This is a genomic window from Actinopolyspora lacussalsi subsp. righensis, assembly GCF_900116555.1.
Lineage (GTDB): Bacteria > Actinomycetota > Actinomycetes > Mycobacteriales > Pseudonocardiaceae > Actinopolyspora > Actinopolyspora lacussalsi.
The window spans coordinates 24,515-41,865 of the sequence record NZ_FPAT01000004.1; the positions used below are offsets into that span (position 1 = coordinate 24,515).

The 17,351-nt window shown below is 68.1% G+C and carries 12 protein-coding genes; 4 read left to right on the forward strand and 8 right to left on the reverse strand.

Annotation, left to right across the window (positions count from 1 at the left end):
- Positions 1-44: 44 nt before the first annotated feature.
- From glmM to eccCa, 7 genes are all read right to left on the reverse strand, one after another.
- Positions 45-1,379, reverse strand: coding sequence for a phosphoglucosamine mutase (glmM, locus tag BM394_RS08475; RefSeq protein ID WP_092976462.1), 1,335 nt, complete (start codon positions 1,377-1,379; stop codon positions 45-47).
- 354 nt (positions 1,380-1,733) lie between these two features.
- Positions 1,734-2,261 (reverse strand): 30S ribosomal protein S9, encoded by a 528-nt coding sequence (gene rpsI, locus BM394_RS08480; RefSeq protein WP_092925801.1) that lies wholly within the window; start codon positions 2,259-2,261, stop codon positions 1,734-1,736.
- The gene (rplM, locus tag BM394_RS08485; RefSeq protein WP_092626165.1) at positions 2,258-2,704 is read right to left on the reverse strand and encodes a 50S ribosomal protein L13; all 447 of its coding nucleotides are present in this window, start codon (positions 2,702-2,704) and stop codon (positions 2,258-2,260) included. Before rplM ends, rpsI begins: the two co-directional genes overlap by 4 nt.
- Positions 2,705-3,126: 422 nt before the next feature.
- Complete coding sequence (locus BM394_RS08490) at positions 3,127-3,417, reverse strand: WXG100 family type VII secretion target (RefSeq protein ID WP_092976465.1); 291 nt, start codon at positions 3,415-3,417, stop codon at positions 3,127-3,129.
- 54 nt (positions 3,418-3,471) lie between these two features.
- Entirely contained in the window at positions 3,472-3,786 is a 315-nt protein-coding gene (locus BM394_RS08495; RefSeq protein ID WP_092626790.1) for a WXG100 family type VII secretion target, read from the reverse strand.
- 204 nt (positions 3,787-3,990) lie between these two features.
- Complete coding sequence (locus BM394_RS08500; protein ID WP_092976468.1) at positions 3,991-5,886, reverse strand: type VII secretion-associated protein; 1,896 nt, start codon at positions 5,884-5,886, stop codon at positions 3,991-3,993.
- A gap of 181 nt (positions 5,887-6,067) precedes the next feature.
- Complete coding sequence (eccCa, locus tag BM394_RS08505) at positions 6,068-10,120, reverse strand: type VII secretion protein EccCa (RefSeq protein WP_092976471.1); 4,053 nt, start codon at positions 10,118-10,120, stop codon at positions 6,068-6,070.
- A gap of 326 nt (positions 10,121-10,446) precedes the next feature.
- On the opposite strand from eccCa, the gene eccD reads away from it, so the two are divergent.
- Both eccD and mycP read left to right on the forward strand, forming a co-directional pair.
- On the forward strand, positions 10,447-11,859 hold the full coding sequence (gene eccD / locus BM394_RS08510; protein ID WP_092976473.1) for a type VII secretion integral membrane protein EccD: 1,413 nt from the start codon (positions 10,447-10,449) through the stop codon (positions 11,857-11,859).
- A gap of 46 nt (positions 11,860-11,905) precedes the next feature.
- Positions 11,906-13,354, forward strand: a complete 1,449-nt coding sequence (mycP, locus tag BM394_RS08515; protein ID WP_092976476.1) for a type VII secretion-associated serine protease mycosin — start codon at positions 11,906-11,908, stop codon at positions 13,352-13,354.
- Positions 13,355-13,505: 151 nt separating this feature from the next.
- On the opposite strand, the gene eccB is transcribed toward mycP, so the two are convergent.
- Positions 13,506-15,083, reverse strand: a complete 1,578-nt coding sequence (eccB, locus tag BM394_RS08520; RefSeq protein WP_092976479.1) for a type VII secretion protein EccB — start codon at positions 15,081-15,083, stop codon at positions 13,506-13,508.
- Positions 15,084-15,264: 181 nt separating this feature from the next.
- On the opposite strand from eccB, the gene eccE reads away from it, so the two are divergent.
- Together eccE and BM394_RS08530 are read left to right on the forward strand one after the other, a co-directional pair.
- Positions 15,265-16,578, forward strand: a complete 1,314-nt coding sequence (gene eccE / locus BM394_RS08525) for a type VII secretion protein EccE (RefSeq protein WP_092976482.1) — start codon at positions 15,265-15,267, stop codon at positions 16,576-16,578.
- Positions 16,575-17,309, forward strand: a complete 735-nt coding sequence (locus BM394_RS08530) for a hypothetical protein (protein WP_092976485.1) — start codon at positions 16,575-16,577, stop codon at positions 17,307-17,309. Before eccE ends, BM394_RS08530 begins: the two co-directional genes overlap by 4 nt.
- The last annotated feature ends 42 nt before the right edge of the window (positions 17,310-17,351 follow it).

The window sequence follows — 17,351 nt, forward strand, 5'->3', positions numbered from 1 at the left end:
GGCTCTCACAACTGGGCGCCGAATGCGAGACTTTGATCACATATTCATCTGATCGAGCCAACGACCTCGGCCAGTCGCTCCGCGGTTCGCTTGGCGCACTCGGCCGTGGGGGCCTCCACCATCACCCGCACGAGCTGCTCGGTTCCGGAGGGACGCAGCAGTACCCTGCCCTGCTCACCCAGCTCCGACTCGGCGTCGGCGACCGCCTCGGAGACCGCCGGAGCGTTGACCGCGGTGGTCTTGTCCGACACGGAAACGTTCACCAGGCTCTGCGGCAGCCTGGTCATCGTGCCCGCGAGCTCGGCCAGCGGAGCCCCGGCGGCCACCATCCGCGACATCAACCGCAGTGCGGTCAGCAGTCCGTCACCGGTGGTGGCGTGGTCCGGCAGCACGATGTGACCGGACTGCTCCCCGCCGAGGGAGAACCCGCCGTCCCGGAGTTCCTCCAGCACGTAGCGGTCCCCGACCGCGGTGGTACGGAGTTCCACCCCGTGCTCACGCATCGCCAGATGCAGCCCGAGATTGCTCATGACCGTGGCGACGACGGTCTGCCCCGCCAACTCCCCGGAGTCCCGCATCGCCAGCGCGAGTATCGCCAGCAGCTGGTCGCCGTCGACCAGCTCACCGGTGGCGTCGACCGCCACGCAGCGATCCGCGTCCCCGTCGTGGGCGATACCCAGATCGGCGCCGTGCTCGACCACGGCCTCCCGCAGCCGCTCCGGTCGGGTCGAGCCGACATCGGCGTTGATGTTGAGTCCGTCGGGCTCGGCGTGCAGCGCCACGACCTCAGCACCGGCACGTCGGTACGCCTCGGGAGCGGCCCGGAAGGCCGCGCCGTGGGCGCAGTCGACCACCACCCGCAGCCCGTGCAGCGAGCCGGGCGTGGCGGCCAGCAGGTAGTCCACATAGCGGTCCAGCGCGTCGGGCATGTCCCGCACGCGGCCGACGTGCTCGCCCACCGGCCGGACCGGGGTCTCCGTCATCCGCTCCGCGATCTCGTCCTCGAGGGCGTCGGCGAGCTTGTGCCCGCCCGCCGCGAACAGCTTGATCCCGTTGTCCGGCATCGGGTTGTGCGAGGCCGAGATCATCACACCCAGGTCCGCCCCGGTATCGGCCACCAGCCGCGCGACCGCGGGTGTCGGCAGGACCCCGACACGCACCACATCGGCCCCGGCGGAAGTCAGCCCCGCTGTAACCGCGGCCTCCAGCATCTCACCGCTGGCCCGGGGGTCCCGCCCAACCAGGGCGATCCGCCGACGTGAGTCGTCCCGGTCGTAGAGCACCCGGGCAGCGGTGCTCGCCAGGGACATCGCCAGCTCCGGGCCGAGATCGGAATTGGCCAGACCGCGCACCCCGTCGGTGCCGAACAGACGGGACAACCGCTTCCTCCTGATGCTCACGGCACACGTAGGGCCTGTTTGAGACTTGGTGGGATGGTCGACCGAACCGGTGCGGCACCTCGCGGAGCCCCGGGACGCGTGGAGCGGTCAACCGCGCCACCCGACCCGCTGCCTCACGCCGACGTCCGACTCGGCTCGTCCGGAACCTCTCGGCCCGGCGCGACCGCGCACTCGAACACCGAACTCCGCCGACCAAACACCACGGGAGCAGCCCCGGTGCCCGACGGACTACCGAGACTGCTCCCACAGGATGTCGGCACCGCCCCGCTCCTGCCACCGCGAGGGGCGGGCGGGGCGAACCGGGTTCGCCGAATCGGGCGAACCCGGGAAAAGTCACCGCTTGCTGTACTGCGGGGACTTCCTGGCCTTCTTGAGGCCGTACTTCTTACGTTCCTTGGCCCGCGGGTCACGCGTGAGCATGCCGGCCTTCTTCAGGGTGGGCCGGTCCTCCGGCTGGTAGGCCACCAGGGCACGGGCGAGCGCCATGCGCAGCGCACCGGCCTGGCCGGAGGGGCCACCGCCCCTGAGGTTCACGAAAACGTCGAAGCCCTCGGTGCGCTCCACCAGCTCCATGGGCTCACGGGCGATGTTCTGGTGCACCCGGTTGGGCATGTACTCGTCCATCGGCTTGCCGTTGAGGATGAAACGGCCGGTGCCGGGGACCAACCGAACCCGCACGATCGCCTTCTTGCGACGCCCGACGGTCTGGATGGGCCTGCTGGACGGAAACGGTGCCACGCCCTGAGCGAAAGCCTCAGGGGCCGGCTCGTCGGCCGGGACCTCTGAATCGAGGACCTCGGGAGCCGGGGCTTCGTCGGTCTCTGGAGTGCTCACGTGCTCTTCCTCGTATCCCTCGGTCACTTCTTGGCCTTCGTTTCGATCTCGAAGGGCTGCGGCTGCTGCGAGTGGTGCGGGTGATCCGGCCCGGCGTAGACCCTGAGCTTCTTGGCCATCGCGCGACCGAGCTTCCCCTTGGGCAGCATGCCCTTGATCGTCTGCTCCAGCAGACGCTCGGGCTTGTTGTCGAGCATCTCGCCGAAGGAGTTCTTCTTCAGGCCGCCGGGATAACCGCTGTGCCGGTAGACGAAGGCCTGGTCGCGCTTCTTACCGGTGAGGACGACCTTCTCGGCATTGACGATGACGACGAAGTCGCCGGTGTCCATGTGCGGAGCATAGGTCGGCTTGTGCTTGCCACGCAGCAGCGTGGCGGCCTGGGTGGCCAGCCGGCCGAGCACTACGTCCTCGGCGTCGATCACATGCCAGGCGTGGGTCACCTCGCCGGCCTTCGGGCTGTACGTGCGCACGGGTCTACCTCGTCGTCGTTCGCGTTGGAGTCTCGGTGCGGCAGTCGTGTCCCGTCGCCCATCACGTCGGGGCGTATCGCGATCCGATTCACCCCGTGGGAACCGGTACGTCCCACGAGCGATCGAGACCGTCACCTCGTGCGAGCCGCCCCCGGGGCTTTCCACCTCGGCCGGTCACCGAGTCATCTCGCGGTCGTACACACCCACCGCACAACAACGGATGAGAGTACTCGGTGGCTGACAAGCGGGTCGAAACGGGTCCCCGAACACCCACCGCGCCCCGCGAGGGAGCCACGGCGGCGGCAAGGACCAGCTTCGGCCTATCTCAGCACCACCGCCATGATATCGGACGGGTGGCGCGGCGAAGACGTGCCCCCTGGACCCGTTGCGATCCAGGGGGCACGTGGCCGGGTCGGCGCGGTTCAGCCGCCGAACTTGGCGGCGTTGGCACGCTCACCGGCCTGGTAGGACTCGTTGGCCGCGTTGATGGCCATGCCCATCTTGGCCGTGATCTCACGCATGTTCTGCGCGGCGTTGTCCCAGTCCTTCTGCGCGGCGAAGTACTGCTCCTGCGCGTCGCCCTCCCAGGTGCTGATCAGCGGCTTGAGCATCTGCTCCAGCTCGTCCAGCTCCGCCTGGATCTTGGTCGCGGCCTGGTTCAGACTCTCGGCACCGGCGCTGAGCTGGCCGAAGTCAACCTTGATCGAACTCATGAGACTTGTTCCCCTCTGTGAAGATTATCGGACTCGAAAAACCCGGAAACCGGCTCAGCCGTTGAGCATGCCCTCGATCTTGGAGACCTCGGCGGCCTGCTCCTCGTCGCGCTGCGCGTAGTCCTGACCCGAGGACTTGATGTTCTCGCTGATCTCCTGCAGCCGCGTGGTGATGACGTCGGCGTTCTGCCGGAACTGGTCCATCAGCTTCTGGAAGGTCCGGCTCGCGGTGCCCTCCCAGGAGGCGATGACCGGGTCGATCTCGCCCTGCAGCTTGGAGATCGCCTGATCGACGTTGTTGCGGACCTCCTCGACCTGAGCAGCGGAGCGCTGCATCAGCTCGACATCGGTCCCGAATCCCTGACCCATTTGGGAATCCCCCTTCAATCCGTCGCTGAAAGATCGGTCGAACTTCCGACGCAGACATTGCCAGAACGGTTCCACCGGTGTCGTGGTTTTCCGCGGATCACGTTGCTCATGTAAACGCCCCGGTCCCCGAACGCGCCGGAAGCACCGCTCCGCACGAACCCGTTCCGGAGGCCACACCGGAGAACGAGGCCCGAGGGAGCGGGATCAGCGCACCGAGACGCTGCGCACGACCCGCTCACAACCGGCCGTCACGCGCCGTTCCCCGGCGGGATCGTACTGACAGCCGATGCTGATCCTGGTTCTCGAACGGTGCAGCACGTACCAGTCCACAACGGAACCGGACAATCGTTCGCGATAGTGAACCACCCGTTCACCCGCGAACCGGGTGTCCGACTCGAAATCGGACAGTTCACTGTCGGAACCGTCGAACTTCTCCCGCAACTCGCGCACGGATCGCCGACGGTTCGCCGAAACGTCGTAACCCGGTCTACCAGCGCGCACCGAGATCACCTCGTCCCCACCGGAGTCGGGCGGCCGGATGCGCGTCTCCCACAGCTCGGGGTCGCCACCGCCCTGTCCCCAACCCGCCGGGTACTCGAACTCGTAGCCGTAACGAGCCACATGACCACCGCCCGCCGCGGGCAGGAACAGCGTGATCGCCAGCGTGGCCACCGCCCCCAGCACCAGAAGCACCGCCGCGACCGCGAACAACCACTTCCACCGGGAGGAGCCCCCACGTCGTGCGGGTTCGGCGTTCCGGGGCGACGCCTTCCCGTCGGGGGCACTGGAAAAACCGGGTGAACCCGGAAAACCGGTGCCGCCGTGGTCGGTCGCACCGGAGGCGGTCGCGCCGGAAACCGGTGTCGTGGTTCCGCTCGGCCAAGCTCCCGGCGCGGAACCGGGGGGCTGGTGCCCGGGGACGGGCGGGCCGCCGGAGTGCGGTGGCGGGACCGGTGCGCCACTCCCGGCAGGCGAACCGCTCGTCAACCGCCCGGAGCCGGGCGGCACGCGCAGCGCACGCGTGACCTCACGAGTCGGGTCCTCCCGCACGCCACGCAGCGCGCCGCGGGCCACCACGGTCTCGGGTTGATCCAGCGTGGTCGGCACGATCCCGGTTCGCTCGTGGATCAACCGCGCGACCATCGGCACCCTGCTGGAACCACCGACGAGGAAGACGGCGGCGAGTTCCCGCTCGGTCACCCCTCCGTCGGCCAGCACACCGGGGACGAGATCGGCAACGCCGCTCAACGAGGTCACGATCAGCGATTCCAGGTCGGACCTGGTGACTAGGGTGTCCGAGAACGGCGGTGGCAGCGGGACATCGGTGTAGCTGTGTCGGGACAGCGTTTCCTTCGCGCCGCGCACGTCCTGCCGGAGCACCCGTCTGCGACGCCTGTCGGCTATCTCGCGGCCCTGGACGAGCTGTCGCCATCCCGCCGGATCGACCGGCTCGACCGTACTTCCGACGTGTTCCAGCAGCGCCTGATCGATGTCCGCCCCACCGAAATCGGGCTTGCCACGGGTCGCCAGCACCCGGAAGGACTCGTCGGTCCGGCGCACCAGACTCGCGTCCACCGTCCCACCGCCGAGGTCGAGCACGGCCAACGCGGCGCCGTCGGGCAACCCGTGGCCCGCCGCGTGGAACACCGCCGCTCCGACCGGCTCCGGCAGCAGCACGACTTCGGTGGCCAGCCCGGCCGCCGCGTGACGCAGCCTGCCGGTACGCACCGTCCCCCAGTCGGCGGGGTGGGTCAGCACCAGCAGATCGACGGCCGCTCCGCCCGCGTATCGTCGGGCCTCGTCGACCGCCCGGGTCAGCACCGCGCGGATGGCGTCGCCCACGGCGAGTACGGTGCCGCCCAGCAACAGCTCGACCTCGTCGATGCGGCGTTTGGGGTGCGGCTCGAAGCGGGCCGGATCGACGGCGGCCTGCCGCTCCGCCTCCTGACCGACGAACAGCGTGCCGTCGCCCGAGGCGAACAGCGCCGAGGAAAGCAACGGATGACCGTCGATGACCACCACGTGTGGTTCGGCCCCGTCGAGTGAGGCGACGGTGCAGGTACTGGAGGTACCGAAGTCCACCGCGACGTGCAGGGTCAAGCACAACTCCTTCGGTGCCGCCGGTTGTCCAACACCGGCGCCGGTCGACCACCGGTCACGATCAGCACTCCGTTGAAGTTCTCCGCTCGTTCCCGACGGTGTTCACGGCCAGCCGATCCCCCTGTCCTCGGGGTGGCCCGCGTCCGAGAACCGAGCCGCCCCGAGGTGTCCGGAAGGCGTTCTACTCCGGCTGGATGTAGGCGGTCTGGATCAACTGCGGACCACCCTTGAGACTCCGGCTGACCAGAGTTCCCCTGCCGGGCGGCAACTGCCGCGACTTGATGTTGCCGATGAGCTGGCCGTCGTCCTTGTTGGCGCTCATGGCCAACCCGGGCGCCGAGGACTCGCGCATCTTGCCGATGATCGGCTCGAACAGCGCCCTGCTGGCACCACCCGAGTTGCGCGCCAGCACCACGTGCAGACCGACGTCGCTGGCCTGCGGGACGAACTCGGCGAGCTGCTGCATCGGGTTGTTGCCCTGCGGGGCCACCAGGTCGTAGTCGTCGGCCACCACGAACAGTTCCGGACCGGACCACCAGGAGCGGTTCTTGAGCTGCTCCTGGGTGACGTCCGACCCCGGCAACCGCTTCTTCAGCGCGTTGCAGACGTCGTTGATGTTGCCCTTGAGCTGGTCGGCGGAGACGGCGTACTCCATCAGGTGTCCCGTGTCCAGGAAACCGAGCATGGTCCGCCGGTAGTCCACCAGCAGGATCAGCGCTTCCTTGGGGGTGTAGCGGTTGGTGATACCGCGCACGATGGTGCGCAGCAGTGCCGTCTTGCCCGCTTCCCGTTCGGCGAAGGCGTAGAAGTGCGGCTCCGCGTCGAAGTCCAGGTAGACCGGGTGCAGCCCGTCCTCGTTGATGCCGATCGGCACCAACCGCTGTTTGGGCTGCTGTTCGGGTGCCGGCAACTGTTCGTGCGGGAGCACGTCGGGCAGCAACCGCACCTTCGGTGCCGGCCTGCCCTGCCAGGAATTGCGCACCTTGGTGACCAGGTCCGCGACACCGTCGGAAAGGTCCTGGTTGTAGGCCTCCCAGCCGACCCGGTCACCGAGGTTCTCGCTGTCGACCCTGGGAATGGCGGTGAGGAAGTGCAGTTTGCTCGGGTGCAGTCCACGCCCCGGCCTTCCGGAGGGGACGTTGACCGCTACCTTTCGATCCACTTCGGACTCGCTGGGGTCACCCAGCCTGAGCTCGAAGCGGGTACCGATCAGGTCCTTGAGCGCGGGGCGGATCTCGGCCCAGCGGTTGGCCGAGACGAACACGTGCACCCCGAAGGTCAACCCCTGCGCGGCCAGGTCGAGCACGTCCTGCTCCAACGTCTCGAAGTCGTTGCGGAACGCGCCCCAACCGTCGATGACCAGGAACACGTCACCGTAGGGATCGTCGGTTATGCTGCCCGCCGCCTTGCGCTTGCGGAAGTCGGCCATCGAGTCCACGCCGAGCTGCTGGAACCGCGCCTCACGCTCGGCGACCAGCTGCTTGATCTCGGCGATGGTCCTGCGCACCACGTCCTGGTCACGACGACCGCCGAAACCACCGATGTGCGGCAGGTTCTGCAGCGCGGCCATCGAACCGCCGCCCAGGTCCACGCAGTAGAACTGCACCTCCCGCGGTGTGTGGGTCAGCGCCATCGAGCAGATCAGGGTCCGCATCAGGTTGGACTTGCCCGACTGCGGCCCGCCGACCACGGCACCGTGCCCGTTGGCGCCGCCGAGGTCGACCACCATGTGGTCCTGGCGCTGCTGGTAGGGCATGTCGATGATGCCGACCGGAACCTGCAGCTTCCCGTTTCCGACGTTGCCGACGGGGGTGTACCCCCGCTCCTCGGTCGCCGAGAGCGGCGGCAGCACCGAGTCCAGTGTGGGCGGAGCGTCCAGCGGGGGAAGCCAGACCTGGTGCGCGGGTGGGCCCTGCCCCTGCACCTTGTTGATCACGAGCTGGAAGTCGCTGTCCGGCAGACCGTCGCCGTCGTTGTCGACGATGCCCGACTGGTCCGGCTCGGGTTCGGGTTCCGGCTGCGCGGACTGATCCGGCTCCGCGGGCGGTTCGATGTAGTCCGGCACGAAGAACCGGGGACGCTTCTCGCCCGTGACCGGCGAAGCCGCGACCGTACGGCGCTTGCCCCCGCCCTGGTGCATGTGACCGGAGACGTAGGCCGCGCGGAACCGCTCCATACCGCCCGGATGCTTCAGATAACCGTGACCACCGGTGGCGGGCAGGTCACCGGCGTCGGGAACGCCGATCGCGGCACGCGACTCGGCCTGGTTGAAGGTCTTGAGCCCGATCCGGTAGGAGAGGTGCGAGTCCAGCCCCCGCAGCTTGCCCTCCTCCAGGCGCTGCGAGGCGAGCAGCAGGTGCACCTGCAGCGAACGTCCCAGCCGCCCGATCATGTTGAACAGCTCGGCGAACTCGGGCTTGGTGGACAGCAGCTCGGAGAACTCGTCGATGACCACGAACAGGGCGGGCATCGGCGCCAGGTCCGACCCGGCCTGGCGGGCCTCCTCGTAGTCCCAGACGTTCTTGACCTTCGCCTTGTTCAGTTCCTCCTGGCGCCGGTTGAGCTCGCCCGCCAGCGCGTCCTGCATCCTGTCGACCTGGGTGAGGTCGTCGGCGAGGTTGGTGATGGTCGCCGAGACGTGCGGAGCCGCCTCGAACCCGTTGAACGTCGCACCACCCTTGAAGTCGACCAGCACGAAGTTCAACGCGGTCGAGGAGTGCGTGGCCATCAGGCCGAGCACGATGGTGCGCAGGAACTCCGACTTACCGGAACCGGTGGCGCCGATGCACAGCCCGTGCGGGCCCATACCGCCGGACGCGGTCTCCTTGATGTCCAGCGAAACGACCTGACCGTCCTCGCCCGGGCCGATGGCGACCTTGTAGCGCTCCGGTATGGGACGGGGCCGCCACGCCTCGTTGAGATCGAACGAGATCGGGTCGCCGCTGAGCCCGAGCTGCTCGATGTAGTTGAGCGGGGTGGTGAGCGGCTCCTGACCGCTGCTCTCGGTCTCGGCCTGACCGGTTCGGGCCGACATCATGCGGTAGGGGGACAGCTGCCGCGCCAGCGCGGTGGCCTCCTCCTTGGTCATGGCGTCCGGCACACCGAACCACTCGACGTTGTTGCCGCTACGAGCACCGACGCGCTCGGGTTCGACGACCATGCGCATCCCCCGCTTGGTCGTCAGCGCACCGAGCACATCGGACAGATCGATCAGCGTGACCCCGGTCATGCCGCCCTCGAGCAGAATCTGCTCCTCACGGCTGATCTCGGCGTCGTCGAGCACGATCACCACGTGCGGCCCGTCCGGCGGCGCGTTGTTGCGGTTGAACCGGGGCCTGCCGTCCAGCTGGTCGGCGAGCATCTCCTCGATGGCACGTAACGAACCGGCCATCAACCGCTGCTGGCCGATCCCGTCCGTGAGCTCGGGGTGCTGCGAGTGCGGCAACCATTTGACCCAGTCCCACTCGACCCTGGAACGCCCACCGCTGGCGACGGCGATGACCACGTCGTCCGGGGTGTGGAAAGTCGCCAACTGCGCCAGCAGCGCCCGGGTCAACGCGCGCGTGGTCTCGCGCTCCCCCTGCAGCCCGATGGCCGCGAAACCGCGCAGCGAGGTGGCTACCGGCAGTTCCGACACCAGCGAGTGAGCACGGACGAACCGACGCAACGCCAGGGTGGTTATCGGCTCCAGCTCGTCGACGGGACCGGTCTGCGGCGGCACGAGTCGGGTCTCCAGCCGTTGCGACCCCAGGCCGACCCGGATCTGGCAGAAATCGCTGTCGCCCGCGCGACGTTCCCACATCCGACGGCTGGTGGCGATCGACCACAACGTCGACGGTTCGGGATGAACCCAGGTCCGAGCCAGCCGCTGCTCATCCGCGGCCTGCCTGGCCCGTTCCCGCATCTGTCCGAGATACCGCAGGTAGTCCTTGCGGTCCTCGTTCATCTCGGCTTTGCTCTGCCCACCGCCCTGATTACCACCGGCCATCATGCCCACAGTGGAAACCAGCATCATCATCGGCATCATCATCATCATCGGGTTGCTGCTCGCCCGCTGAAGCATGAAGACCATCATTCCGAGAGATGCCACGATCATGACGGCCGGAAGGAGCTTCTGCACGATGTTCCCGGGGACCGCTCGCGGAATCTCGGGAGGGGACTCGAGATGAACCTCGCCACCCGGCGGCTTTGGAGCGGCCATGCGTGGCGGTCGCTTGAACTGCAGCGTGCTCACCGGACAGCAGCACCCTTCCATGTTGTCGGCGATCTGTCGTCAACTGCGCAAGCAGCATTCTGTAACCGGCCGGGCCGCGCCCCGCCGCGGGGGCGGAAACGACGGCGTAGCCACAGGACAGCCCGCTCACGGTGATCCTAACGGAACCGGCGCGGAACAGTTCTGGCAAACCGAACCCGCGCACCGGTTCGTACGGCCATACTAAGAGGACCACGCGTCCGAGTGGGGTGATTTCGCGGAATTCCACCCCGCTTGGTTGGATCGAACCGAGCGCGTAGAGCACACACACGGATCGACATCGAAGGACGAGGGATTAGGGGGCCCAAGTGGCGACCGGGACCACGGTATTCAGCCGCGTGACGGTGGTCGCGCCGAAGACGCGCATAGACCTCGCGTTACCCGCGGACGTCTCGGTGGCGGACCTGCTGCCGATGTTGCTGGACATGGCGCACGAGGCCACCCCGGACGGCGGAGCACGTCACGGCGGCTGGTGCCTGGCGAAGCTGGGTGACGCACCGCTGGACACCAGCCAGACTCTCGCGGCACTCGGCATCGTGGACGGCGACATGCTCCAGCTGCGACGCAAGTCGGACGATCCACCACCGCCGCTGTACGACGACGTGGTGGACGCGCTCGCCGAGGCGGAGCCGGGAAGTTACCGCCCCTGGACCAAGGAGACGGCCGCCAGAACCGGCCACGCGGCGGGCGCGCTGGCGATGATCGCCTCGGCCGTGGCCCTGGGAATGGCCGCCGTGCCGCAGGGGATCATCTTCCACATCATCGCCGCCGTGGTGGGACTCGCGGTCGCGATCTTCGCCACCGGCATAGGCGCGATAGTCGCCCGCGCCTACGGAGCCGCGACCACCGGGACGGTGCTGGCCGCCGCGGGCGGACTGCCGATGGCCTTCGTGGCGGGGCTCAGCATCGTTCCCGGCCAGGACATGCGGCCGAAACTGCTGCTCGCCAGCGCGCTGGTGCTCATATTCGCCTCGGTGTCGCTCATGGTGATCGGGGCGGGAATCATCCACTTCATCGCCGCCGCGACGATCTCGCTGTTCGCCGTGATCGGATTCCTCGTCGCCACCCTGGTTCCCGCGGCGACCGCCGCCGGAGTCGCCTCGGGCGCCGCCGCGGTGGGGCTAGCGGGGATCTCCATGCTCCCCCGAATCACGATCCAGCTGGCCAAGCTGCCGCTGCCGCACGTTCCCGGCAACGCCGAGGACCTCAAGGAGGACGGCGGCTTCCCGGACTACCACCAGATCCAGCGGCAGTCCGGTCTCGCGCACAAGTACATGACCGGCCTGATCGTGGGATGTGGCGGTACGGCCGCGCTCGGAGCGATGATCGCCACCACCGCACCGAACATCTGGGGCCCGCTGCTGGCGGGGGTGGTCTCGGCCGTGCTGATGCTGCGCGGGCGCAACTACGCCAACGGCAGCCAGGCGATCGCGTTGCTGCTCAGCGGGCTGATCGCCGCGCTGGGCATGACCATCTGGCTGGTGCTTCCCACGGTGACCACCTCGCAGCAGAAGCTCACCTGGTTGTTCTGGCCGTTGCTGCTGCTGGGCGTGGCCGCGATCGTGTTCGGCGTCGTCTTCCCCAACCGGCGGTTCTCACCGGTGCAGCGCCGCAGTGTCGACATCATCGAGGCGGTGCTGATCGCACTGGTGCTTCCGCTGGCGCTGGGGGTCATGGACGTGTACATGACGATCCGCGATCTCAACATCAGCCTGTTCTGATGGAGCTTCCGTCGATTCGCCGAACAGCCGCCGCGAAGGAAGCGTGATGCGTTCAACCACAACTGTGCACCGTGGCAACCTCCGGCGTGCGCTGGCGATCTCGGCCGCGACCGCCACTCTCCTGGTGTGCGGACCGGTACAACCGGTCACCGCCCAGGACGAGGACGAGACCGGAACCGAGAGCGAGCAGGAGCTGCGGCTGCCCCCGGTCCCGGAGGGCACGAATGTGACGGTGTCCTCCGGCAGACTCTCACCGGACGACGGCTTCAGCCGGCAGCAGGCATGCCTGGCCGCGAACGAGAGCGGATCACGGATCAGACGGCAGCCCTGGAGCCAACGGGTGCTCGGTTTCGGCCGTGCCCACGAGCAGGGACTCACCGGGGCGGGACAAACGGTCGCCGTGATCGACACCGGCGTGAACGAACACCCCAGGATCGGGCAACGGCTCCGGAACGGCGGTTCCAAGATCCGCAGCGGTGCGCTGCGGGACTGCGACGGGCACGGCACGGTGGTGGCGGGCATCATCGCCGCGAGCGACTCGGAGGAGACGGGCTTCGTCGGCGTCGCACCGGAGAGCGACATCCTGTCCATCCGGCAGTCGTCCTCGATCTACCAGAAGGAACAGTCCGGCGAGACGGTCGGCAACACGTCGACCATGGCCCAAGCCGTCGCCAGCGCCGTGGCACAGGGCGCCGACGTGATCAACATCTCGCAGGCCTCCTGTCAGACGCTCTCCCGCGCCCTGTCGCCCAACAAGCCGAACTGGGAACTGCGCGCGGCCGTCAGACAAGCCTACGAACAGGACGTCGTAGTGGTCGCCGCGGCGGGCAACGTCGGCGGCAAGTGCGAGAAGAACGAGCCCGGCGATCCGAGCACCGCTGTGCTGCCCGCCTGGTTCGACGATTACGTGCTGACCGTGGCTTCGGTGAACCGGCAGGGCGCACCGTCCGAGTTCACCATTCCCGGACCGTGGGTGGACGTCGCCGCACCCGGCGAGGACCTGATCTCGCTCGACCCGGGGATCGATGGCGACGGGCTGGTGAACCGCGTCGCCCGCGACTCCAACAGCCAACCGCAGCCGTTGCAGGGCACGAGTTTCGCCGCCCCCTACGTTTCCGGGCTGGCCGCGCTGATCAAGGAGAAGAACCCGGAACTCTCCGCGGCCCAGGTGATGCACCGGATCACCGAAACCGCGCAGCACCACGGTGGCAGCGAGGGCGGTAACGACATCATCGGCTACGGGATGATCAACCCGATGGCCGCGCTCAACGACGTCATCCCCGCCGAGCACGACGCGGCTGCCGCCCCGGTCGAGCCACGACGCCTGGAAGCGCACGTGTTCCCGGAGCGGAACTGGGCCGCCATCGCGGTGGCGATGGGAGGAACCATCGGCGGGCTGGCCACAGTGCTCTTCACGGCGTTCCTGCTCAACGCGGTACGGCGGGTTCGGGCACGGAACCGGGGCGAGTCACCGGTGGGGTCGGAAACCTCCTGATCGAGGTTTTCCGGGCGGGTCGGCGGATCGCTCGCTCGGCGGAACCTCCCGACGAGGGTTACGAACGAACTCGCGGCCCGGAACCGGCTCGGTTCCGGGCCGCGTTGCTACCCGACGGGATGACCATCCGTGGCGGTGGCCGCCCGTGGAGCTAGTCGGCGGCGGCTCCGGTGTCGGCCTGCTGCTCCTCCTCCGGCGCCCGGTTGACACCGGCGTCCGATTCGACGGGGATGGAGTCGTAGACGAAGCTGGCCTGCGTCGGATCCAGGAAGTCACCGGAGGGCAACGTCCCCAGGATCGAGGCGGGGGCCGCTCCGATGTCCCCGGTGCCGTTGACCACGCCCAGCCCCTTGGCGGTGGCGACGTCCTTGATCCCGTAAGTGACCCCTCGGTTGGAGACCAGGTAGAGGGGGCCGCCCTCGGCGGTGTCGGGCCCGGTGCTCCCGCGCACCACGGCCGCCTTGCCCGGCGGCATGTAGAAGTAGTCCACGCGTGGCCCCGTGCCGTCGAACTGGGCGAGCTTCACCGGCGCCTTGGGGGCGGGCGTACCCGACCCGACGGTGACCGTGACCCGCTGCTCCCCGGACGCGTCGGACCAGCTCAGGCAGGAGCGGTTGGCGTCCGCGAACGAGAGCGGCCGCGGAACCCCCACCGGGAAGTGGTCCACGTCGAGCTCGTCGGCCGCGTCGGCACTACCGATGTCGGTGAGCATTCCAGTGGCGTTGGGAATCTCCTTGGAGCTGTACCTGGAAGCGTGCAGCACCGCGGCCGCACCGCGAGTGATGTGCTGCTTGCCGCTCTGGCGCAGCACGAAGAACTGCGGGGACTCCCCCGGCACACTGCGCTCGAGAACGTCACCCACCCCGTAACCGCCACTGTCGTACTCCGGAGTGGTTTCCGACAGTTCCGGCACCGCGAGCGAGTCCACCTCGGGGATCGCGTTGAGCATGTTGGTGCTGACGATGCGCGGAACCGCGTCGCCGAGACCGAACATCTCCGTCACCGCGAGTTCCTCGGCAGGCAGAGCGGCTTTGACCACCCTGGCTCCGGTGCTGTTGTCGGAGCGCACGCGATAGACCAGATACGTCTGCCGCGAGGAGGAGTCACGCACGTAGAGCGCCTCGTCACGCCCGAGTTCCCGGCCCCGACCGGTCACTCCGCCCAGCACGGTGGTCTCCACCTCGGCGGTGCCGAGCATGTCCTCGGTGTCCAACGCCTTGTTCAGCTCGGCCACGTCGCAGATCGCCCATGCCGGAGTGGCCGCCTGTCCCGGCTCGGGCAGGAAGTCCGGTGCGTTGGGCATTCCCGTCTTCGGTCCGCGGGGTAATTCCGCCAGGGCTGCCTGGTCGACCTTGGTCGGCTCGATCGCCTGCCCCTGACCGTTGCCCTTGGCCATGACGAGCAACTTCGCCGAGGCCATGTTGAGCATCGGAATCAGGCGCTTGTCGGCCTGATCGTCGGAAGTGACGACGTAGACACTACCGCTGCCTTTCGCGATGACCACCGATCCCGGTTTCGGGACGGTGCCCTGGCCGCCGAACAACCCCCACACCAAGAATCCGATCATCCCGATACAGGCGATGATCGCACCCGCGATGGTGGCGCGTTTGTGCGAACCGAGCGGATCGTGCAGCATCACCGCGTCCCTGCGGGCGAGCGCCGATTCCATGCGGCGTATGACGAACCTGTACGCCTGGACTTGTGATTTGGTGGTGGGTGTTGATGCCATTCTTCGCCTAAAGCTCTCCCGTGCGAGGTACCGTTCAGCAGGGTAGCCGGGAAAGGTTGCCGCGTGGGTCCGGTTCGACCGACTCACCGCAGTATTCTCTTCGATCGGTTACCGCTACCTACACTCGCCCGCACCCACAGTGGGCAGACGCATCTACCTGCGAGGGGGAGAGACCCAACGGATGTCCGTGAGCACACAGCATTCGGCCCCACCGAAAGCATCGGGATCGTCCGGCACCGGGCCCACCAACACGACGCGGGCACGAATCCAGGCGAGGCGACGTACCAGCGGTGCCAGTCTGGGGGCGCTGCCGGTATCCAACCTCGTCGTCATGGAGATCGGTATCGCGGCCGGCCTGGTCGTCGTCGGCATCGATCGGACACTGTGGCCGGTCGCGGCGGGAGTGGCCGGACTGGCCGTGATCATCGCGCTGCTGCGCAGGCGCGGCCGGTGGTTCACCCAGATGTTCGGGCTCGTGCTGGGCTACAAGTTCCGCAACCACACCAGCGTGGTCACACCAGTCACGCCGGGTCTGACGGACGGTGGGGACGAGAACGGCGACGGCGTGATCGGCCCGGAGGAGAACCATCGGGTCTCACTGCTGCGACTGGTAGTTCCCGACCTGGTCGTGGCACACGGCCAGGACCACGACCGCAACCACGTCGGGATGGCGTTCAACGACGGCAAGTGGACCGCTGTGCTCATGGTGGAACCCACACCGTCGTTGGTCACCGAGATCGGCAAGGCACCGAACCTCCCGCTCGGCTCGCTGACCCACTGCCTGGAGGATCGCGGCGTGGTCCTCGACGCGATCCAGGTGATCTGGCACTGCTACCCCGGCAGTGCCGCGCTGCCCTCCAAATCGCCCGCGCTGAACTCGTACATGGAGGTGCTGGGCCCGTTACCGGCGGCTGCTCGTCGTACCACGTGGGTGACGGTGCGGTTGGATCCGAAGCGGTGCGCCAAGGCCGTGGGCGAACGGGGCGGCGGCATAGTGGGCGCGCACCGCGCGCTGATCGGTGCGCTGTCCCGAGTGCGCAGCGCCCTGGAGCGGGAATCGGTACCGACCCGGCCGCTGGATCCGGACGAACTGCTGCAGGCGGGGATCGCCTCGGCCGAACTGCAGTCGGTGCTGGGATCGCAGCGTTCGGTCGGGCTCAAGGAACGCTGGGACGGGGTCACGGCGGGCGGAGTGGGCCACTCCAGCTACGCGATCACCGGCTGGCCCTCGCAGATGAGCAACAACCTGAACGCGCTCACCGGGGTTCGTGCGCTATCCTCCACGGTGGCGATGTCCATATCCCCCACCGGTGAGAACAGTGAGGTCGGGCTGCGCAGCCTGGTCAGGGTCAGCGCCCGGACTCCCGACGAGCTGGACACCGCGGACGAGCAGTTGCGCGGTATCAGCAATCGACTCGGGGTCACGCTGACCCCGCTGGGCGGCGTGCAGCTGGCCGGATTCAACGCGACTCTGCCGTTGGGAGGCTCGATATGAGCCGCAGCAGGACCATCGACACACCCGACGATCTGCGCGACAGGGTTCCGGAGTTCCTGGTTCCCCCGGAAACGCTGGACACGGTCAGCCCCTCCGGTGACCGCGGCGGGATGATCATCGGGTCCGGGCCGCACGGCGAACCCATCTCCACCTCGATCCTTCGTCCGCAGCCCACCAGGATGGTCACGGTGGGCGGGCTCTACCTGGCTCGACAGATCGCGCTGCGCGCCATGGCCACCGGCGCTTGGGTGATCATCGCTACCGGGCGGCCGGACTCCTGGGAGAACCTGGCGACCGCCGCGGGACACACCCCCGACGGCACCCCGGTCCCGCTGGTGCAGATCCGACGGCTCACCCCGTTCGACCTGCCGCGTTCCAGCGAGGACGCCCCGCTGCTGGTGATCCACGACGGCGGAGCCGTGCCCCAGGAACTGTTCCCGCCTCGTTCGGCGTGGCAGACCACCATGTACGTGTTGCCGTACCTGCACCCGCAGGTGGGAAACGGTACCGCCGCGAACACGGCTGATCTGGTGCTGCTGCAGCGAATCCCGATGAACCAGGCCCAGCTGGCGGGGCGGATCTGGCACCTGCACCCGCCGCAGGTGCAGCAGCTGACCGCGCTGCAGGACGACGGGATCATCGCACTAGGCAACATGCTGTGGAGCCCGATCCGGCTCGTGACCAACCACGCGGAGCGGGAGCTCCTGGGGCCCATTCGGCGCGGCGACTGACCTCACCTCCCCGGCGATTTCGCGAGAAATTTACGCTCCGGG

What these genes read in the sequence shown, in the direction of transcription:
- eccE (WP_092976482.1), top strand. Translation starts at nt 15,265, where the DNA reads ATGTCCGTGAGCACACAGCATTCGGCCCCACCGAAAGCATCGGGATCG.
- BM394_RS08490 (WP_092976465.1), bottom strand. Translation starts at nt 3,417, where the DNA reads ATGAGTTCGATCAAGGTTGACTTCGGCCAGCTCAGCGCCGGTGCCGAG.
- eccB (WP_092976479.1), bottom strand. Translation starts at nt 15,083, where the DNA reads ATGGCATCAACACCCACCACCAAATCACAAGTCCAGGCGTACAGGTTC.
- mycP (WP_092976476.1), top strand. Translation starts at nt 11,906, where the DNA reads ATGCGTTCAACCACAACTGTGCACCGTGGCAACCTCCGGCGTGCGCTG.
- BM394_RS08530 (WP_092976485.1), top strand. Translation starts at nt 16,575, where the DNA reads ATGAGCCGCAGCAGGACCATCGACACACCCGACGATCTGCGCGACAGG.
- BM394_RS08495 (WP_092626790.1), bottom strand. Translation starts at nt 3,786, where the DNA reads ATGGGTCAGGGATTCGGGACCGATGTCGAGCTGATGCAGCGCTCCGCT.